Origin of the sequence: Micromonospora matsumotoense (assembly GCF_900091525.1) — a bacterium.
Taxonomy (GTDB): domain Bacteria; phylum Actinomycetota; class Actinomycetes; order Mycobacteriales; family Micromonosporaceae; genus Micromonospora; species Micromonospora matsumotoensis.
Genome location: NZ_FMCU01000003.1, coordinates 166,185 through 182,482, shown reverse-complemented (window position 1 = coordinate 182,482; position 16,298 = coordinate 166,185). Strand labels below are relative to the sequence as shown.

Annotated in this window: 16 protein-coding genes; 8 read left to right on the top strand and 8 right to left on the bottom strand. The window is 72.3% G+C overall.

Annotated features, from left to right (window positions below):
* Position 1: 1 nt before the first annotated feature.
* From GA0070216_RS07850 to GA0070216_RS07840, 3 genes are read right to left on the bottom strand one after another with little or no spacing between them, the layout of a single operon-like run.
* Positions 2 to 886, bottom strand: coding sequence for an ABC transporter permease (locus GA0070216_RS07850; protein WP_091241461.1), 885 nt, complete (start codon positions 884 to 886; stop codon positions 2 to 4).
* Positions 876 to 1,655 (bottom strand): ABC transporter ATP-binding protein, encoded by a 780-nt coding sequence (locus GA0070216_RS07845; protein ID WP_091241457.1) that lies wholly within the window; start codon positions 1,653 to 1,655, stop codon positions 876 to 878. Before GA0070216_RS07845 ends, GA0070216_RS07850 begins: the two co-directional genes overlap by 11 nt.
* Positions 1,652 to 2,719, bottom strand: a complete 1,068-nt coding sequence (locus GA0070216_RS07840) for an ABC transporter substrate-binding protein (protein ID WP_091241452.1) — start codon at positions 2,717 to 2,719, stop codon at positions 1,652 to 1,654. The genes GA0070216_RS07845 and GA0070216_RS07840 overlap by 4 nt, the downstream gene beginning before the upstream one ends.
* 188 nt (positions 2,720 to 2,907) lie before the next feature.
* Between GA0070216_RS07840 and GA0070216_RS07835 the strand changes: the two genes are divergently transcribed.
* The 4 genes from GA0070216_RS07835 to nudC all read left to right on the top strand — a co-directional run bounded on the left by GA0070216_RS07835 (position 2,908) and on the right by nudC (position 7,743).
* On the top strand, positions 2,908 to 3,993 hold the full coding sequence (locus GA0070216_RS07835) for an LLM class flavin-dependent oxidoreductase (RefSeq protein WP_091241449.1): 1,086 nt from the start codon (positions 2,908 to 2,910) through the stop codon (positions 3,991 to 3,993).
* Between the two features lie 54 nt (positions 3,994 to 4,047).
* Positions 4,048 to 5,358: a M16 family metallopeptidase gene (locus GA0070216_RS07830; protein ID WP_091241446.1), complete on the top strand. Its 1,311-nt coding sequence runs from the start codon at positions 4,048 to 4,050 to the stop codon at positions 5,356 to 5,358.
* 115 nt (positions 5,359 to 5,473) lie between these two features.
* A complete protein-coding gene (locus GA0070216_RS07825; protein ID WP_091241442.1) occupies positions 5,474 to 6,799 on the top strand; it encodes a M16 family metallopeptidase in 1,326 nt (441 codons plus the stop codon).
* On the top strand, positions 6,796 to 7,743 hold the full coding sequence (nudC, locus tag GA0070216_RS07820) for an NAD(+) diphosphatase (protein ID WP_091241438.1): 948 nt from the start codon (positions 6,796 to 6,798) through the stop codon (positions 7,741 to 7,743). The genes GA0070216_RS07825 and nudC overlap by 4 nt, the downstream gene beginning before the upstream one ends.
* Positions 7,744 to 7,876: 133 nt before the next feature.
* Here nudC and GA0070216_RS07815 read toward each other — a convergent pair whose 3' ends face one another.
* From GA0070216_RS07815 to GA0070216_RS07805, 3 genes are all read right to left on the bottom strand, one after another.
* Positions 7,877 to 8,146, bottom strand: a complete 270-nt coding sequence (locus GA0070216_RS07815; protein ID WP_091241434.1) for a hypothetical protein — start codon at positions 8,144 to 8,146, stop codon at positions 7,877 to 7,879.
* A gap of 234 nt (positions 8,147 to 8,380) precedes the next feature.
* Positions 8,381 to 8,599 carry a DUF397 domain-containing protein gene (locus tag GA0070216_RS07810; protein WP_091241431.1) on the bottom strand — a complete coding sequence of 73 codons (219 nt, stop codon included), beginning with the start codon at positions 8,597 to 8,599 and terminating at the stop codon, positions 8,381 to 8,383.
* Positions 8,600 to 8,675: 76 nt separating this feature from the next.
* Positions 8,676 to 9,647 (bottom strand): helix-turn-helix domain-containing protein, encoded by a 972-nt coding sequence (locus GA0070216_RS07805; protein ID WP_091241426.1) that lies wholly within the window; start codon positions 9,645 to 9,647, stop codon positions 8,676 to 8,678.
* Positions 9,648 to 9,883: 236 nt separating this feature from the next.
* Here GA0070216_RS07805 and GA0070216_RS07800 point away from each other — a divergent pair, with 236 nt between their 5' ends.
* Positions 9,884 to 11,161 (top strand): MFS transporter, encoded by a 1,278-nt coding sequence (locus GA0070216_RS07800; RefSeq protein ID WP_091241423.1) that lies wholly within the window; start codon positions 9,884 to 9,886, stop codon positions 11,159 to 11,161.
* A gap of 72 nt (positions 11,162 to 11,233) precedes the next feature.
* Here the strand turns inward: GA0070216_RS07800 and GA0070216_RS07795 are convergent, their stop codons facing one another.
* Complete coding sequence (locus GA0070216_RS07795) at positions 11,234 to 11,476, bottom strand: mycoredoxin (protein WP_091241421.1); 243 nt, start codon at positions 11,474 to 11,476, stop codon at positions 11,234 to 11,236.
* 89 nt (positions 11,477 to 11,565) lie between these two features.
* Between GA0070216_RS07795 and GA0070216_RS07790 the strand changes: the two genes are divergently transcribed.
* The 3 genes from GA0070216_RS07790 to GA0070216_RS07780 all read left to right on the top strand — a co-directional run bounded on the left by GA0070216_RS07790 (position 11,566) and on the right by GA0070216_RS07780 (position 14,624).
* Positions 11,566 to 13,746, top strand: a complete 2,181-nt coding sequence (locus GA0070216_RS07790; protein ID WP_091241418.1) for an ATP-dependent DNA helicase UvrD2 — start codon at positions 11,566 to 11,568, stop codon at positions 13,744 to 13,746.
* Between the two features lie 124 nt (positions 13,747 to 13,870).
* Positions 13,871 to 14,128, top strand: coding sequence for a hypothetical protein (locus GA0070216_RS07785; protein WP_091242638.1), 258 nt, complete (start codon positions 13,871 to 13,873; stop codon positions 14,126 to 14,128).
* 130 nt (positions 14,129 to 14,258) lie between these two features.
* A complete protein-coding gene (locus GA0070216_RS07780; protein ID WP_091241415.1) occupies positions 14,259 to 14,624 on the top strand; it encodes a WhiB family transcriptional regulator in 366 nt (121 codons plus the stop codon).
* A 301-nt stretch (positions 14,625 to 14,925) separates the two neighbouring features.
* Here the strand turns inward: GA0070216_RS07780 and GA0070216_RS07775 are convergent, their stop codons facing one another.
* Positions 14,926 to 16,257: an ABC1 kinase family protein gene (locus GA0070216_RS07775; RefSeq protein ID WP_091241412.1), complete on the bottom strand. Its 1,332-nt coding sequence runs from the start codon at positions 16,255 to 16,257 to the stop codon at positions 14,926 to 14,928.
* Between the last annotated feature and the right edge of the window lie 41 nt (positions 16,258 to 16,298).

The window sequence follows — 16,298 nt, the reverse complement described above, 5'->3', positions numbered from 1 at the left end:
GTCACTGACCAGCCTGGTCCAGTACGCCCCAGCGACGCCGGATGGTCCGGTCGGCAGCCCCGAAGGCAGCGTCTACCACCAGCCCGACGACCAGAATGACGATCATCGTGGCGAGCAGCCAGGGCGCGTCGGACAACTCCCGGGAATAGGTGAGTTGGGCCCCCAGCGAGGTCTGCGAGATGCCGACCACCAGCAGCTCACCGGCCATCAGGCTGCGCCAGGAGAAGGCCCAGCCCTGCTTGAGCCCGGCGACGATGGCGGGCAGGGCGGCCGGGGCGATGACGTACCGGTAGAGGTTCAGCCCGCGGGCGCCGAGGTTGCGGCCGGCCCGGACCAGCAGCGGTGGCACGTAGTCGACCCCACTGATCACCCCGTTGGCGATGGACGGCGCGGCGCCGAGCACCACCACGAAGAAGATCGCCTTCTCGCTCAGCTCGAACAGCAGGATGGCCAGCGGGAACCAGGCGATCGACGGCATCGTCTGCAACGCGGTGATCATCGAGCCGATCGCCGCCCGGAGCACCTTGGACCGGGCCACCGCCAGGCCGACCAGCAGGCCGACCGCGACGGAGAAGATGTAGCCGAGCGCGGCGCGTTGCAGCGTGGTGGCGAGCCCGTCCCAGAGTTGCCGTCCACCGACCTGCCGGGCCAGCTCCTCGGCGACGGTGACCGGGCCGGGCAGCGAGTACGGCGGCTTCCAGCCACTCCAGACCACCACCTGCCAGAGCCCGATGGCGATGGCGAACGCGGCGAGCTTGGGCCAGGTGGACGCCCAGAGCCGGGCCCCCCGGGAGACCTCCTTCTCGCGGCCGGCGATCTCCAGCGCGTCCAGTCCGGAGATCTCCGCGTCGGCGCGGGCCGCATCGGTCAGGGTGTCATTTGCCATGGCGGCCCACCTCCGTGCGCAGTCGGTCGGTGACCTCGGAGGCGATCGCGGACACCTCGGGGGAGTCGATGCGTCGGGGGCGGGACACGTTCACCTCGGTGGACCAGATGATCCGGCCGGGTCGGCTGCTGAGCAGGATGATCCGGTCGGCGAGCCGGGCGGCCTCGCGGACGTTGTGCGTCACGAACAGCACGGTGAGCTGCCGTTCCGTCCAGATCCGTTCCAGCTCGTCGTGCAGGATGTCCCGGGTCATCGCGTCGAGCGCGCCGAACGGCTCGTCCATGAGCAGCACCGGGGTGTCCAGGGCGAGGGTGCGGGCCAGGGCGACCCGCTGCCGCATGCCGCCGGACAGCTCGTGCGGCCGTTTGCGGCCGAAGTCGGACAGGTGGACGGTGCGCAGCAGTTCCGCGACCCGTTCCCGGCGGGCCGCCCGGGGCAGCCCGCGCAGCTTCAACGGCACCTCCACGTTGGCCTCGACGGTCAGCCACGGGAAGAGCGCCGGCTCCTGGAACATCAGGCCGGGGTGGGCGTCGTCGGCCACCGTGATGGTGCCGCCCTGCGCGCGGTCCAACCCGGCGACGAGGTTGAGCAGTGTGCTCTTTCCGCAGCCGGACGCGCCGACGAGGCAGACGAACTCGCCGGGCCGGACGTCCAGGCTCACCCCGTCCAGGGCGAGGACGGCGTTCGTCCCGCGCCCGTACACCTTGGTCACGCCGGAGAGCGCGACTGCGGCGGTCGCACTCTCCGGCGTCGTCGTGGTCGACGTCACGGCTGGGTGACCTCGGCTTGACCCTGCGTCTTGAGCACCTCGTTGAGGTACTTCAGGTCGTACAGGCCGTCGAGGCTGACCGGCTGGGTCAGCTCGACTGCGACGGCGTGGTCCAGCCCGGTCTTGAGCGAGGACGCGATGGGGTCGTTGGTGAACAGCAGGGTCGGCCAGGCCTGCTTGATCAGCTTGAGGTCCAGCGGCTTGCCGGTGATCTTGCCGATGTGGTCGGAGATGGCCTGCTGGGCCTCGTCCGGCTTGGTGTTGACGAAGTCGTTCGCCGCGACCTGCCCCTCGACCAGCTTTTTCACCGCGTCGGGGTGGGCCTTGAGGAACTTGGTGGAGACGATCAGGTTGGTGATGACGAACTTCTTGTCCGGCCAGAGGTCCCGCTCGTCGACGAGGACCTTGCCACCGGCGTTGACCAGGCGGGAGACGAACGGCTCGGGCACCCACGCGCCGTCGATCGCGCCGCTGGTGAAGGTCTCCACGGTCTGGGCGTTCTCCTGCGGGACGATCTTGACGTCGCCGCCGCCCTCCTTGGTGGTCTTGAGGCCCTTCTCCTTGAGCCAGTAGCGGATGGCGACGTCCTGGGTGTTGCCGAGCTGCGGGGTGGAGATCTTCTTGCCGCGCAGCTGCTCGACCGAGGTGATCTCCGGCTTGACCACCAGGGCGACCCCGCCGGAGGCGGCGCCGGAGATGACCCGGACGGCCTCGCCCTTGGACTTGGAGAAGGCGTTCACCGTCGGGTTCGGCCCGATGTACGTCGCGTCGAGCGCGCCGGAGAAGATCGCCTCGATGGCGGCCGGCCCGGCGTTGAAGGTCTTGGTCTCCAGCTTGATGCCGTTGCCGAGCTTGTCCTCGAAGATCTTCTTCTCCACCCCCACCACGGCCGGGGCGTGCGTGATGTTGGGGAAGTAGCCCAGCCGCAGGGTGACCGGGCCGGAGTCGCCGCCACCGGCGGCACTGTCGTCGTCACCGCACGCCGCGGTGGTCCCCAGCGTGGCCGCGCCGATGACGGCGAGGGTGGCGAGGGAGATCAACCGACGGAAGGGGAGCCGTCTCATCGTCTATCCAATCCGCAGTATTCCTATTTAGTTGGTAGGAAGAGTGGGCCAGGGGTCCGCCGGCGTCAAGCGCCGTCCGCATCATGGGATGCTCGGTCTCAGATATTCCTGGTTTTCCTACCTTCTTGATAGGTTTAACTGCCCCCGGCGACGTACACCGGGCGGGACAGGGCGAGAGGGCTGCCGACATGACCTTCCACTGGTTCCTCCCCACCTCCGGCGACGGCGACCAGGTCGGCGCGGCCACCGTCGCCGCCGGCGCGGCCCGGCACGCACGGGCCGCCACGATCGGATATCTGACCGAGGTGGCCCGGGCCGCCGAGGCGGGCGGGTTCCGCGCGTTGCTCACCCCGGTCGGCTCCGGCTGCCCCGACCCGTGGATCGTCTGCGCGGCGGTCACCCAGCACACCGAGCGGATCGGCCTGCTGGTCGCCGTCCGCGCCGGTTTCGCCCTGCCCACCCTGGTCGCCCAGCAGGCCGAGGCGTTCCAGGCGGTCTCCGGCGGCCGGCTCGCGCTGAACATCGTCACCGGCGGCGACCCCACCGAGCAGCGGGCGTACGGCGACTTCCTCGACCACGACGCGCGCTACGCCCGTACCGGCGAATTCATCGAGGTGCTCCGGCGCTCCTGGCGCGGTGGGCCGTTCGACTTCACCGGCGCGCACTACCGGGTCGACGGCGGCGGGCTGGCCGCCCCGCTGGCCGATCCGCCGCCGGTCTACCTCGGCGGCGCGTCCCCGGCCGCCGAGGCGGTCGCCGCCCGGCAGGCCGACGCGTACCTGATGTGGGGTGAGCCGCCGGCGGCCATCGCCACCCGGGTGGCCCGGGTCCGGGCCCGCGCCGCCGAGCAGGGCCGCACCCTGCGCACCGGGCTGCGGCTGCACGTCATCGCCCGCCACACCGCCGCCGAGGCGTGGGCCGAGGCCGACCGGCTGCGGGCCGGGATGAGCCCGGACCGGATCGCCGCCGCCCAGGCCCGGTTCGGCCGGATGGACTCCGTCGGCCAGGCCCGGATGACCGCGCTGCACGGCGGCGGCAGCGGACGACTCGCCGTCGCGACGAACCTGTGGGCCGGCATCGGCCTGGTCCGCGAGGGCGCGGGCACCGCGCTGGTCGGCAGCTACGCCGAGGTCGCCGCCCGGCTCGACGAGTACGCCCGCAGCGGCGTCGACGAGTTCATCCTCTCCGGCTGGCCGCACCGGGAGGAGGCGGAGCGGGTCGGCGCCGAGGTGCTGCCCCGGGTCACCGCGCTACCCGTCGCGGTGTCGCACTGAGACGCGGGCCGAGGACGCCCGTGTCCCGGGTGGCGACACGCTAGGGTCGATCACGTGCCGACCCGGAGAGCGAGAATCCCAGCGACGAAGTACCCGGTCGAGCGGTTCACCCTCGACAACGGCCTACGGGTGGTCCTCACCCCGGACCGCAGCGCCCCGGTGATCGGCGTCGCGGTCGTCTACGACGTCGGCATCCGCTCCGAGCCGGAGGGGCGCACCGGCTTCGCCCACCTCTTCGAGCACCTGATGTTCCAGGGCTCGGAGAACCTGGAGAAGCTGGCCCACTTCCGGCACGTGCAGGGTGCCGGCGGCACCTTCAACGGCTCCACCCACCTGGACTACACCGACTACTACGAGACGCTGCCCGGCAACGCCCTGGAGCGGGCGCTGTTCCTGGAGGCCGACCGGATGCGCGGCCCCCGGCTGACCGAGGAGAACCTGCGCAACCAGGTCGACGTGGTCAAGGAGGAGATCCGGGTCAACGTGCTCAACCGGCCGTACGGCGGGTTCCCCTGGCTGACCCTGCCGCCGGTCATGTTCGACACCTTCGCCAACGCGCACGACGGTTACGGCTCCTTCGACGACCTGGAGTCCGCCACCGTCGCCGACGCCGCCGACTTCTTCCGCCGCTACTACGCCAGCGGCAACGCCGTTCTTGCGGTCAGTGGGGACATCGACGTCACGGAGGCGACCGCCCTGGTCGAACGGCACTTCGGTGACGTGCCGGCCCGTCCCGCCCCGGAGCGCCCCGACTTCACCGAGCCGGACCTGACCACCGAGCGGCGCACCTCGTACACCGATCAGTTGGCGCCGTTGCCGGCGGTGGCCTCGGCGTGGCGGGTGCCCGACCCGGTCGGCGACTTCGCCGGCTACCTGCCCTACGTCGTCCTCGCCGAGGTGCTCACCGACGGGGACGCGTCCCGGCTGGTGGAACGGATGGTCCAGCGCGACCGCAGCGTCACCGGCCTCGGCGGCTACCTCGGCTTCATGGGCGACCCGTTCGACGTCCGCGACCCCACCGCGCTGCTGCTCCAGGCGCACCTGCCGCCCGGTGGCGACGTGGACAAGGCGCTGCGCACCGTCGACGAGGAGTTGGAGCGGCTGGCCACCGACGGGCTGACCGACGGCGAGTTGGCGCGTACCCAGGCGCGGATGGCCACCCACCTGCTGCGGGACACCGACGCGGTGCTCGGCCGGGCGCTGCGGATGGCGGTCCTGGAACAGCAGCGCGGCGAGCCGGGCCTGCTCAACGACCTGCCCCGGTTGGTCGGCGAGGTCACCGAGGACCAGGTCCGCGCCGCCGCCGCCACCCTGCGCCCGGAACGCCGCGCCTCCATCGAGGTCATCCCCGGCGGTGCCCGGTGAGCGCGAGGAGTGAGCCGGGTTTGCGAGCCCCGCAGTCGCGAATGGAGGGCGGTTGGGTGAGCGCGAGGAGTGAGCCGGGTTTGCGAGCCCCGCAGTCGCGAACGGAGATGACGCAGTGACCGCCAACACCCGGGTGCTGCCACCGCTTGGTCCGACCCGGCGACTGAAGCTGCCCAAGCAGGCCGAGCGGCGACTTCCCAACGGGCTCACCGTGCTCGCCGTACGTCGGCCCGCCGTCCCCCTGGTCGAGCTGCGGCTGTGGATGCCGTTCGGCCGTACCCACCTGGCCCGGGGGGCGATGCTCGCCGAGACGGTGCTGGCCGGCACCGGCACCCTCACCGCCACCCAGATCGCCGCCGAGTTGCAGAAGGTCGGCGGTGGGCTCTCCGCCGGGGCCGACCCGGACCGGCTGATGCTCTCCGGCGCGGGCCTGGTCACCGGGCTGGACCGGATGCTGGAGATCCTGGCCGACGTGCTGACCGACGCCAGCTACCCGGCCGACTGGGTGCAGACCGAGCGGGACCGGCTGGTGGACCGGATCCAGGTGGCGCAGAGCCAGCCCGCCCATCTGGCCCGTACCGCGCTGCTGCGGCGGATCTACGGCCGGCACCCGTACGCGGTGCAGACCCCGGAGCCGGAGCAGGTCCGCGCGGTCCGTCCGGCGGCGCTGCGCCGGTTGCACGCCGAGCGGGTGCACCCGGCCGAGGCGGTGCTGGTGCTGGTCGGCGACGTGCAGCCGGAGCGCGCGTTGGACGCCGCGGAGAAGGCCCTGGCCGGCTGGACCGGGGACAGCCGGGGCGTCGACCTGCCGCCCGCGCCACCGCTGGAACCCGGCCCGCTGCTGCTGGTGGACCGGCCCGGTGCGGTGCAGTCGTCGCTGCGGATCGCGCTGCCGGCGGTGCCCCGCACCCACCCGGACCACGCCGCGCTGCAACTGGCCAACCTGATCTTCGGCGGTTACTTCTCGTCCCGGTGGACGGAGAACATCCGCGAGGACAAGGGTTACACCTACGGCCCGCACTCGTCGGTCGAGCACTCCGTCGCCGGATCGGTGCTGGTCGCCGGGGCCGAGGTGGCCACCGAGGTGACCGCCCCGGCACTGCTGGAGACGACGTACGAGCTGGGTCGGCTGGCCTCGGTGCCGCCCGGTGCGGACGAGTTGGCGCAGGCCCGCCAGTACGCCCTGGGCACCCTCCAGCTCGGCATCTCGACCCAGGCCGGGCTGGCCGCGTTGACCAGCGCGTACGCCGGCAACGGGCTGCGGTTGGACTTCCTCGCCGAGCACGCCGCCCGGCTGGCGAAGACCACCGTTGACGACATCGCCGAGGTGGGCGCCCGGTATTTCGCCCCGGCGCGGGCGGTCGTCGTGGTGCTCGGTGACGCCGAGCGGGTTGCCGGTCCGCTGGCCGCCCTCACCCCGGTCCGTACGGAGTCGGCGTGAGTGGTGAGACCGCGCCGCCGCTGGCCCGTTCCACGCTGGACCGGGCGGCGCACCGGCGTACCGATCCGCAGTGGTTGGCGCAGGCGTGGCAGCGGGCCCGGGTGCTGGTGCTGGATTCGACCCGGGACGGGCGGGCGCTGGTCCGCACGGAGGTGAATCCGCCGGTGCTGGTGCTGCGGGACGCCGCCGAGGTCGGCCCGCTGGGGGAGGCGTTCCCGCTCTTCCTGGGGGTGGAGCCCGACGGGGTGCCGGTCTTCGCGGTGGACGCCCCGCTGCCCGAGCTGCCGGGCACCCGGGAGGCCAACCTGCGGGAGGTCGGCCACCTGCTCGACGATCGGGACGCCGGGATCTTCACCACGGCGCTCGCCCTGGTCAACTGGCACCTGGGGCACGGCTGGTCGCCTCGCACCGGGCACCGGACCGAGGTCGACGAGGGCGGCTGGTCGCGGGTGGACGGGGACGGCCGGCGGGCCTGGCCGCGTACCGACCCGGCGATGATCGTCCTGGTGCACGACGGGGTGGACGGCCCGGACGGTCGTTGCCTGCTCGGCAACAACGCCACCTGGCCGCGTACCCCGGGGCAGCGGCGTTTCTCCTGTCTCGCCGGTTACGTCGAGCCGGGGGAGTCGGCGGAGGCGGCCGTGCTGCGCGAGGTCCGCGAGGAGGTCGGCGTCGGGGTCGAGCGGATCATGTACGCGGGCAGCCAGGCATGGCCGTTCCCCGGCTCGCTGATGCTGGGCTACCTGGCCGAGGCGGACCCGGGGGAGCCGGTCCGGGTCGATCCGACGGAGATCGCGTACGCCCGGTGGTTCACCCGGCGGGAGATCGGCGCGGTGCTGGCCGGGCGGGCGGTGGACGCCGGGGACGGTGACCGGATGATCCTGCCCCCGCCGTCGTCGATCGCCCTCTTCCTGATCCACCGCTGGCTCGACGGGCACTGCTGACCGGTCGGGGGCGGCTACTGCCCCGGCCCGGACCGCCGTTGCCGCGACGGTCCCGGACCGGGAACACGGGCCGTCGTGGGCGGGCGGCGAACGCACTCGGCGGGAGCCGTTGCGGCCACACGATGGACGTCGGTCAGCCGGGCGGGTGTTGCCCCCGGCGGCGTCGGCCGGGTTCGGCGAGCGGGAGCACCTTGACCCGCTGCCGGCCGGCGCGGACCGCGCCCACCGTGGACAGGGCCCGGGCCAGCAGCAGGGCGGCGTCCCGGTCCTCGGCGTGCACGGTCTGTCGGCGGCACTCCGGGGTGGTGGTCTCGTTGCGCAGGCAACCACCGCCGGCCCAGACGGCGGCGAGGTCGATGTCGGCGGCGGTGCGGATGTCGGTACGAACGATCAGGAAACGCATGGCTGTCTCCGGACGGACCGCGGGTGACCGGGTACGTTGTGGAACTTCCACGTCACTGAATCGTCATGTTACGCCCGCCCGGGGTCCCAGCAAGTGAAACGCGGCGATCGATCTGGTCCTGTCCGATCATCCGATGCCTGGTCAGACAGGTCGCCGTCCGGAGGTGCCGGGTCCGGGGCCCGTACGACGTGGGGCCGCCGGCAACCTGCCGACGGCCCCAACCCGGTCCCCGGATCAGTCCAGCGTGAACTGTCCGTTCTTCGTGCCCGCGAGGAAGCCGAGCCAACCGGCCCGCGGGAACAGCAGCACCGGGCCGTTCGGGTCCTTGCTGTCCCGCAGCGCCACCTCGGCCGTTGCGGTACGCAGCCGGGCGACCTCCACACAGTTGGAGGTCTGGCTGCGGGTGCTCTTGTGCCAACGCGCGTCGGCGGTCACGGTCTGGATCTCGTTCATGGTTCTGCTCCTGGTTGCTGGAACTGCTTCGACGGAACGAGGGGCGGTCGCCCGGCCCGGACGGGGTCGGTGGGGATCACCGTTCCGTCAGACGCCCAGGTTGTCGGCGGCGTTGGGCCGGCGCTGCTGTCGGACCCGGAACCACCACGGGCGAGGCCGCCGTGTCGGTCAGCCGTCCCGTCGCCGCGAAGAGCCAGGTAAGGGTGTCCGATGCGGAGAGCGCCGCCGAGCATAGCCACTCAAATGCCACTTTATAGCGATTCACCGTGGATGCCTCGGTCGACATGACGTCGATGAAGCCTCCTTCGATGGCCAACGTCTCCGGGTCCTGCGAATCGGCGAACCGGTAGAGCGAGAAGGCCGTCGGCGGCAGGTAGAACTCACCGATCCGGGTGTCCCGCAGCAACAGGTGCAGGGTCACGTTCGGCAGCATGGCCAGCTCGCAGAGGTGGGCGAGCTGTTCCCGCAGCACCTCCGGCGGGCAGGCCCGGCGGCCCAGCGCCGCCTCCTCCAGCACCGCCGTGTACCGGGGGCCGTCCGCCCGGTCCAGCAGGGACTGCCGGCCCAGACGCGCCTTGACCTCGGTCTCCGGGTCGTCCCCGGACGGGTCGGCCGACTCCGCGGCGGCCTCGGCCGAGAGGATCCGCAGCCGGGCGTATCCCTCGGTCTGCAGCAGCCCCGGCACCAGGACCGGGTTGTACTCGCGGATCTGGGCGCAGCCCGCCTCCAGTTCCGCCCACCCCAACTGCTGCTGGGTCATCACCGGGTACGACTTGCGCCAGGCACGCATGTCGCCGGCCTCGTCGGTGATGGCGAGCAGTTCGTCGCGCATTGCGGGGGCGGCCCCGTAGAGGTCGAGCAGGACGCCGACGTCCTCCGGGTCGGGTCGGCTGCGGCCGTTCTCCAGCCGGGAGAGTTTCGACGCCGACGCCCAGCCGATCCGGTCGATCACCTGGTCACCGGTGAGTCCCGCCGCCTCGCGCAGGCGGCGCAGGTCATTGCCGAGCCTGCGCCGGCGCAGGATCGGACTCGGTACGGCTGGAGGCACGGTGTCCTCGATTCCGTCGACCGTCGCGAGACGCGACGGTAACTGTATGAAATTCGCCCCCCACGGTCAGTATGGACGTCGCGACCGGCGTCGGAGGTCCCGGCGAGGGCGTGTCTTGCGTCAAAAAGAGGACTGTGGAACGTGCCGGCCGCGCCTCGGGACGACGTCGTCCCTGCTGGCGGCAGTTCCTCCGTACGCGTCCAACCCGGGCGCCACCCCCGCCGGAGGGAACCCCCATGCGCACCGTCCTGCGCCGCCCCGACTTCCGTCTGCTCTTCGTCGCGCTGCTGGCCAGCATGGCGGCCGAGTCGATGCTGCTGCTCGCCCTGGCCATCTGGGTCAAGGATCTGACCGGTTCCGACGGCATGGCCGGTGCCACGATCTTCGCGATCATCGCGCCGATGATCCTGGCCCCGCTGGTCGGCTGGGTCGTCGATCGCTACCGTCGTCGACCGTTCTTCGTGGTCGCCAACCTGGCCACCGCGCTGCTGCTCAGCCCGCTCTTCGTGGTCCGCGACCGGGCCGACGTCTGGATCATCTACGTGGTGGCCGCCTGCTACGGGCTGTCCTACCTGACGTTGCACGCCACCCTGAGCGGCCTGCTCCGCCAGCTCGTGCCGAGCGAACTGCTGGCCGATGCGAACGGGGCGTTGCAGACCGTGCGGCAGGGCCTGCGCCTGGGCGGCCCGCTGGCCGGGGCGGCCCTGTACGCGGCGGTCGGCGGCTGGCTGCTGACCAGTCTGGCGATGACCGGCTTCGTGGTCGCCGCCGCCGTGGTGGGGCTGCTCCGGGTGACCGAGCACGCACCGGCCACCGCGACCCTGCGCTGGCCCGCCGAGCTGGGCGCCGGACTGGGCCACCTCACCCGCGAGGCGGCGCTGCGCCGGGCCCTGCTCGGGTACGGGCTGGGCTCACTCGTGATGGGCTTCACCGAATCGTTGATCTTCGCGTACGTCGACCAGGGGCTGCGCCGGGACGTCGCCTTCGTCGGGGTGCTGATCACCGTGCAGGGGATCGGTGGCCTGGTGGGCGGGCTGCTCTCGCCGACGGTCGTGCGTCGGGTCGGCGAACTGGGGGCGCTCGCCGCGGGGGTGACCCTCTTCGGCCCGGCCGCACTGGCCCTGGCCTGGCCCGACCTGCGCCTCGGGGTGCTGGCCCTGCTGCTCGCCGGGCTGTCCCTGCCGCTGACCATGGTGGGGCTGACCACGCTGGTCCAGCGGCGTACCCCGCCGGGACTGCTCGGTCGGGTCACCGCGGCCTCGGAGGCACTGGTCAGCGGGCCGCAGGCGGTGTCCATCGGGACCGGGGCACTGCTCGTCGGGGTGTTCGACTACCGGCTGCTGTTCGTCCTCGTCGGGGTGGTCACCACGGTCGCCGGTCTCTGGCTCTGGCAGGGGCGTCGGCTCACCCCGCCGGGCCCGCGCACACCTCCCGCTCCGCCGCCCGCCGCCCGCATCCCGGCCCCCCGCCGTCCGCTCTCCGACCCCGCCGCCGACCGGCTCACCGGTCGATGACCGACGACCCGCCGACGACCCGCAGCGGCCGGCCCCGATGGGGTCGGCCGCTGCGTCGGCGGGATGACCGGATCAGCCCGGTAGCGCGGCCAGGTGCTGCTTGACCTGGGTGATGGAGGGGTTGGTCAGGGCGCTGCCGTCGGCGAAGCGCAGCGTCGGGACGGTCTGGTTGCCACCGTTGACCTTCATCACGAAGTCGGCGGCCTGCGGGTCCTGCTCGATGTCGACCACCTCGTACCCGATGCCTTCCCGGTCCAGCTGCGACTTCAGCCGGTGGCAGTAGCCGCACCACGGGGTGGAATACATGGTCAACATCGTCGGATCCTCCACGGTTCGCCGCGCCCGGCCCGGTCAGGCCAGGCTGACCGGTACAACGCCGGCCGGAGCTGAGATGATTCCTCGCTGTGGTGGTTCACTCAGCGGCGGAGTCGGTCCTCGCCGGGCTGGATCCGGAGCAGCGGTCGGCGGTGACCGCCCCGGCCGGCCCGGTCTGCATCCTGGCCGGCGCCGGCACCGGCAAGACCCGCGCGGTGACCTCCCGGATCGCCCACCGGGTGCTGACCGGGGGGATCGTCGGTCGACACGTGCTGGCGGTCACCTTCACCGCCCGGGCCGCCGCCGAGATGCGGGCCCGACTCACCGGGCTCGGGGTGCCGGGTGTGCAGGCGCGGACGTTCCACGCGGCGGCGCTGCGCCAGGTGCGCTACTTCGCGCCCCGGCTGCTGTCCGGCCGGGCCATGCCGGAGCTGCTGGACAGCAAGGTCCGGGTGGTCACCCTGGCCGCCGCCAAGGTCGGCCTGCGGGCCGACCGGGCCGCCGCCCGCGACCTGTCCGGGGAGATCGAGTGGGCCAAGTCGTCGCTGGTCGAGCCGGGGGAGTACGTGGTCGCCGCCGCCCGGGCGCTGCGCGAGACGCCGTACGAGCCGGCGAAGGTGGCCGAGGTCTTCACCGCGTACGAACGGCTCAAGCGCTCCTCCGGGGTGATCGACTTCGAGGACATGCTGCGGGCGGCGGTGTGGGGCATCGAGGAGCACCCGGACGTCGCCGAGCAGGTACGCGGCCAGTACCGGCACTTCGTCGTCGACGAGTACCAGGACGTCAACCCGCTCCAGCAGCGGCTGCTCGACGCCTGGCTGGGCGGCCGGGACGACGTGACCGTGGTCGGTGACGCCAGCCAGACGATCTACTCGTTCACCGGGGCCACCTCGGCGTACCTGATCGACTTCCCGCGTCGGCACCGGGCCGCGACCGTGGTCCGGCTGGTCCGCGACTACCGGTCCACCCCGCAGGTGGTCGGGTTGGCCAACGCGGTGATCGGGCAGGCCCGGGGCACCGAGGCGCGGCTGCGGCTGGAGCTGCACGGTCAGCGCCCACCCGGCCCCGAGCCGGAGCTGCGGATCTTCACCGACGAGCCGGCCGAGGCGGGCGCGGTGGCGGCCCGCTGCCGGACGCTTGTCGACGGGGGCACCCCGGCGAAGGAGATCGCCGTGCTGTTCCGCACCAACGCCCAGTCCGAGGCGTACGAGAAGGCGTTGACCGAGGTCGGCGTGCCGTACGTCGTGCAGGGGGCGGAACGGTTCTTCGAGCGGTCCGAGGTACGCCAGGCGATGGTGGCGCTGCGGGCCGCCACCCGGTCGATCCCGGGCGACACCCCGCTGCCGATCGCCGTCCGGGAGGCGCTGACCGCGGTCGGTTGGGCCCCCGACGCCGCCCCGCCCGGCGGCGCCGCCCGGGAGCGCTGGGAGGCGCTCGCCGCCCTGGTCCAGCTCGCCGAGGAGTACGCGGCCACCCCCGAGGTGCTGCCGATCGGCGAGGCGGCGACCGTGGAGCGCCAGGCCACCCTGACGGACTTCAACGACGAGTTGGCCCGGCGGGCCGCCCATCAGCACGTGCCGACGGTGGACGGGGTGACCCTGGCCTCCCTGCACTCGGCCAAGGGGCTGGAGTGGGACGCGGTCTTCCTGGTCGGGCTCTCCGAGGGGACCCTGCCCACCTCGTACGCCCGCACCCCGGAGCAGGTCGAGGAGGAACGGCGGCTGCTCTACGTCGGGATCACCCGGGCCCGGCAGTGGCTCTGGCTGTCGTACGCCTCGGCCCGCTCACCGGGTGGGCGGGCCCGGCGGCCGTCGCGGTTCCTGCCCCAACTGGACCGCAGCGGTGGCGGCGAGCGGGCCGGTGCGGGCCGGGTGGCCGGGCCGGGCGGGGCGAAACGGGCGGTGGAACGTCGGCGGACCCAGGTGGTATCCTGCCGGATCTGCGGCGCGACCCTGCTGGCCGGGGCGGACCGCAAACTGGGCCGCTGCCCGACCTGCCCCTCGGACATCGACGAGAACCTGTACGAGCGGCTCTGCGACTGGCGGGCCCGGGTGGCCGGGACGCAGCGGGTCCCGGCGTACGTGGTCTTCACCGACGCCACCCTCGTCGCGCTGGCCGAACGGCGGCCGGGCCGGGTCGAGGAGTTGATCGCCATCGCCGGCATCGGCCCCCGCAAACTCGGCCTCTACGGCGAGGCGGTGCTGGCATTGGTGGCGGGCGCGACGGTGGACGAGATCGGCCCGGAGAAAACTCTCGAAATCTCGTCGTAAATTCGTTTGCCCTCGCCCCGTGGCGAGGAATAGCCTCAGGACGCACCTCGGGAGCAGCGCCATTACGGCTGCTCACGGGGGGTGAGTCCGAATCGGCACGAGGAACGTGAGGGAGGTGGCAACCGTGGAGATCATCACCTATGAGCGTCCGGCGGCGATGCCAGCTGCCTTCGCTCCGCTGTCGGCTGTCCGGGTGGCCCTTGCCGCTCCGCGACCGTCGAACCCGCAGGTGCACCAGGTCTCGGTTCAGGCCGAGCTGAACCTGACTGTTGCACCCACTGCGGGAGCCGAGGGGACCAGTGGCTTCACGGGTCTGGGCATTGATGTCGCCAAGAAGCGCATGGATGTCCGCGGCGTTCCACCTCGAGGTAGACCGGTCTGACACTCAGACCACCGGCTCACCTCGAGGCCGCGGAACCCGCTCACCGGGATCCGCGGCCTTAGTTTTTTGCCCGTCGAAGTACGTCGGAATGCGATCCAAGGGATCGAAGTGAGAGAGAGGTGACCGGGAGATGAGTCTGGCGTTGGCCCCCCTCGACGTGAGCGTCGAGCTGGAGGCGAACCTGCCCTGCCGGAAGTTCGACCCCGACCTGTGGTTCTCCGACTCGCCCACCGATCTGGAACTGGCCAAGACGCTCTGCGGGGACTGCCCGCTGCGCGTCGAGTGCCTGGCCGGCGCGGTCGAGCGGGCCGAGCCCTGGGGCGTCTGGGGCGGCGAGATCTTCGAGCGTGGCGCGGTCGTCCCGCGTAAGCGGCCCCGGGGCCGTCCGCGTAAGGAGGACCTCGCCCGCGACGCGGCCCTTCAGGTCGAGGCCGAGGCGCGGTTGGCGGCCAGTGGTGTGGCCACCTCGCGCAGTGCGGTCCGGCTGGCAGCCTGACCTACCCGATCCGTTCCACCCACCCGCCGATGATCATCGGCCGAGAGAGAGTTGACCCCGATGCTGCACCTGCCGAACGGAACCGAGATGCAACTACTCCACGAAGCGTTGTCCCGGGCTCGAATGCGCCGGCCTCAGGCCGGTCGTACCACCACGAGCACTGAGGCGCACCGTTCTGCCCGTACCGTCGCGATGAACAGCCGGAGCCAGTCGGCTCGCGACCTGGGCGTTCTCTGAGACCACCAGCGACACGTGGGGGCGGTGACCGGGTTCCGGTCACCGCCCCCACATCGTGCGTCGGTCAGGCCACCGGCGCGAAACCGGGCAGCCACCGTTCCAGGATGCCCCGGTAGGGCGCCTTCGCCTCCAACTGGCAGAGCACCCCGATCGAGCCCAGCGTCACCCGGTGGATGAGCAGGTACGACGGCGGCAGGTTGAGCTGCCGGCTGAGCTGGAAGGCGGGCGACTTCGGGCTGGCCAGCCGGGTCGCCTCGGCGCGGAGCCAGGCCCGGGTGAACCGGAACTCCTCCTCGGCCACCGGGTCCAGCATGGGCCGGATGTAGTCCAGCAGTGCCTGGGCGTCGATCGGCTCGGTCGGGTTGACGAAACCCTCCTCACGCAGCCCGGCGACGACCGCGTCGGCGTCGCCGCGCAGCGACAGCCCGAGCAGCCGGCCGATCGGCTCCGGGGTGCCCTCGGGCATCCGGGCCACCGCGCCGAAGTCGATCACCCCGAGCCGGCCGTCGGGCAGCAACCGGAAGTTGCCCGGGTGCGGGTCGGCGTGCAGCAGCCCGGCCCGGGGCGGGGCGGACAGGTGCAGGGTCGCCATCAACCGACCGGCGGCGTTGCGCTGCTCGTCGGTGCCCTCCCGGATGATGTCCGCCAGCGGTGTTCCCTCGATCCACTCGGTGACCAGCACCCGGGGCGAGGCGGAGAGCACCGCCGGGATGAAGATCTCCGGGTCGTCGGCGTACGCGGCGGCGAAGGCGCGCTGCGACTCGGCCTCCAGCTCGTAGTCCAACTCCTCGGTGATCCGTTCCCGCAGCTCGGCCAGGAGCGGCTTGACGTCCAGGCCGGGTTGGATGACCCGGAACATCCCGCCCAGCCGGGAGAGCTGCTTCAGGTCGGCGAGCAGCGCGTCCCCGGCACCCGGATACTGGATCTTGACGGCGGCGGTCCGGGACACCCCGGTCTCCGGGTCCCGCCACACGGCCCGGTGCACCTGGCCGATGCTGGCCGCCGCGGCCGGGGTGTCGTCGAACTCCACGAACCGGTCCCGCCAGTCCGGCCCGAGCTGCTCGGTCAGCACCTTGTGCACGCTCGCCACCGGTAGGGGCGGAGCGGCCTCCTGGAGCTTCGTCAACGCCTGCCGGTAGGGCGCGGCGATCTCGTCCGGCAGCGCCGCCTCGAACACCGACAACGCCTGGCCGAACTTCATCGCCCCGCCCTTGAGCTGCCCGAGGACGCTGAACAGCTGCTCGGCGGTGCGTTGCTGGATCTCGGCGGAGATGACGTCGGAGGCGATGCCGGTGACGCGCTTACCCATCCCGAGGACGGTCCGACCGGCGAAGCCGAGCGGCAGAGCGGCGAGCTTGGCGGTCCGGGACACGGCGCGGCGCGGGATGTCGGTCACCTGGCCATTGTTACCGACTTCCCGGCTCCGGTGCTGCGCCA

Coding starts and splice junctions, on each gene's coding strand:
- GA0070216_RS07815 (WP_091241434.1), bottom strand. CDS start 8,146: ATGCGTTTCCTGATCGTTCGTACCGACATCCGCACCGCCGCCGACATC.
- GA0070216_RS07840 (WP_091241452.1), bottom strand. CDS start 2,719: ATGAGACGGCTCCCCTTCCGTCGGTTGATCTCCCTCGCCACCCTCGCC.
- GA0070216_RS07780 (WP_091241415.1), top strand. CDS start 14,259: ATGAGTCTGGCGTTGGCCCCCCTCGACGTGAGCGTCGAGCTGGAGGCG.
- GA0070216_RS07810 (WP_091241431.1), bottom strand. CDS start 8,599: ATGAACGAGATCCAGACCGTGACCGCCGACGCGCGTTGGCACAAGAGC.
- GA0070216_RS07795 (WP_091241421.1), bottom strand. CDS start 11,476: ATGTTGACCATGTATTCCACCCCGTGGTGCGGCTACTGCCACCGGCTG.
- GA0070216_RS07850 (WP_091241461.1), bottom strand. CDS start 886: ATGGCAAATGACACCCTGACCGATGCGGCCCGCGCCGACGCGGAGATC.
- GA0070216_RS07800 (WP_091241423.1), top strand. CDS start 9,884: ATGCGCACCGTCCTGCGCCGCCCCGACTTCCGTCTGCTCTTCGTCGCG.
- GA0070216_RS07835 (WP_091241449.1), top strand. CDS start 2,908: ATGACCTTCCACTGGTTCCTCCCCACCTCCGGCGACGGCGACCAGGTC.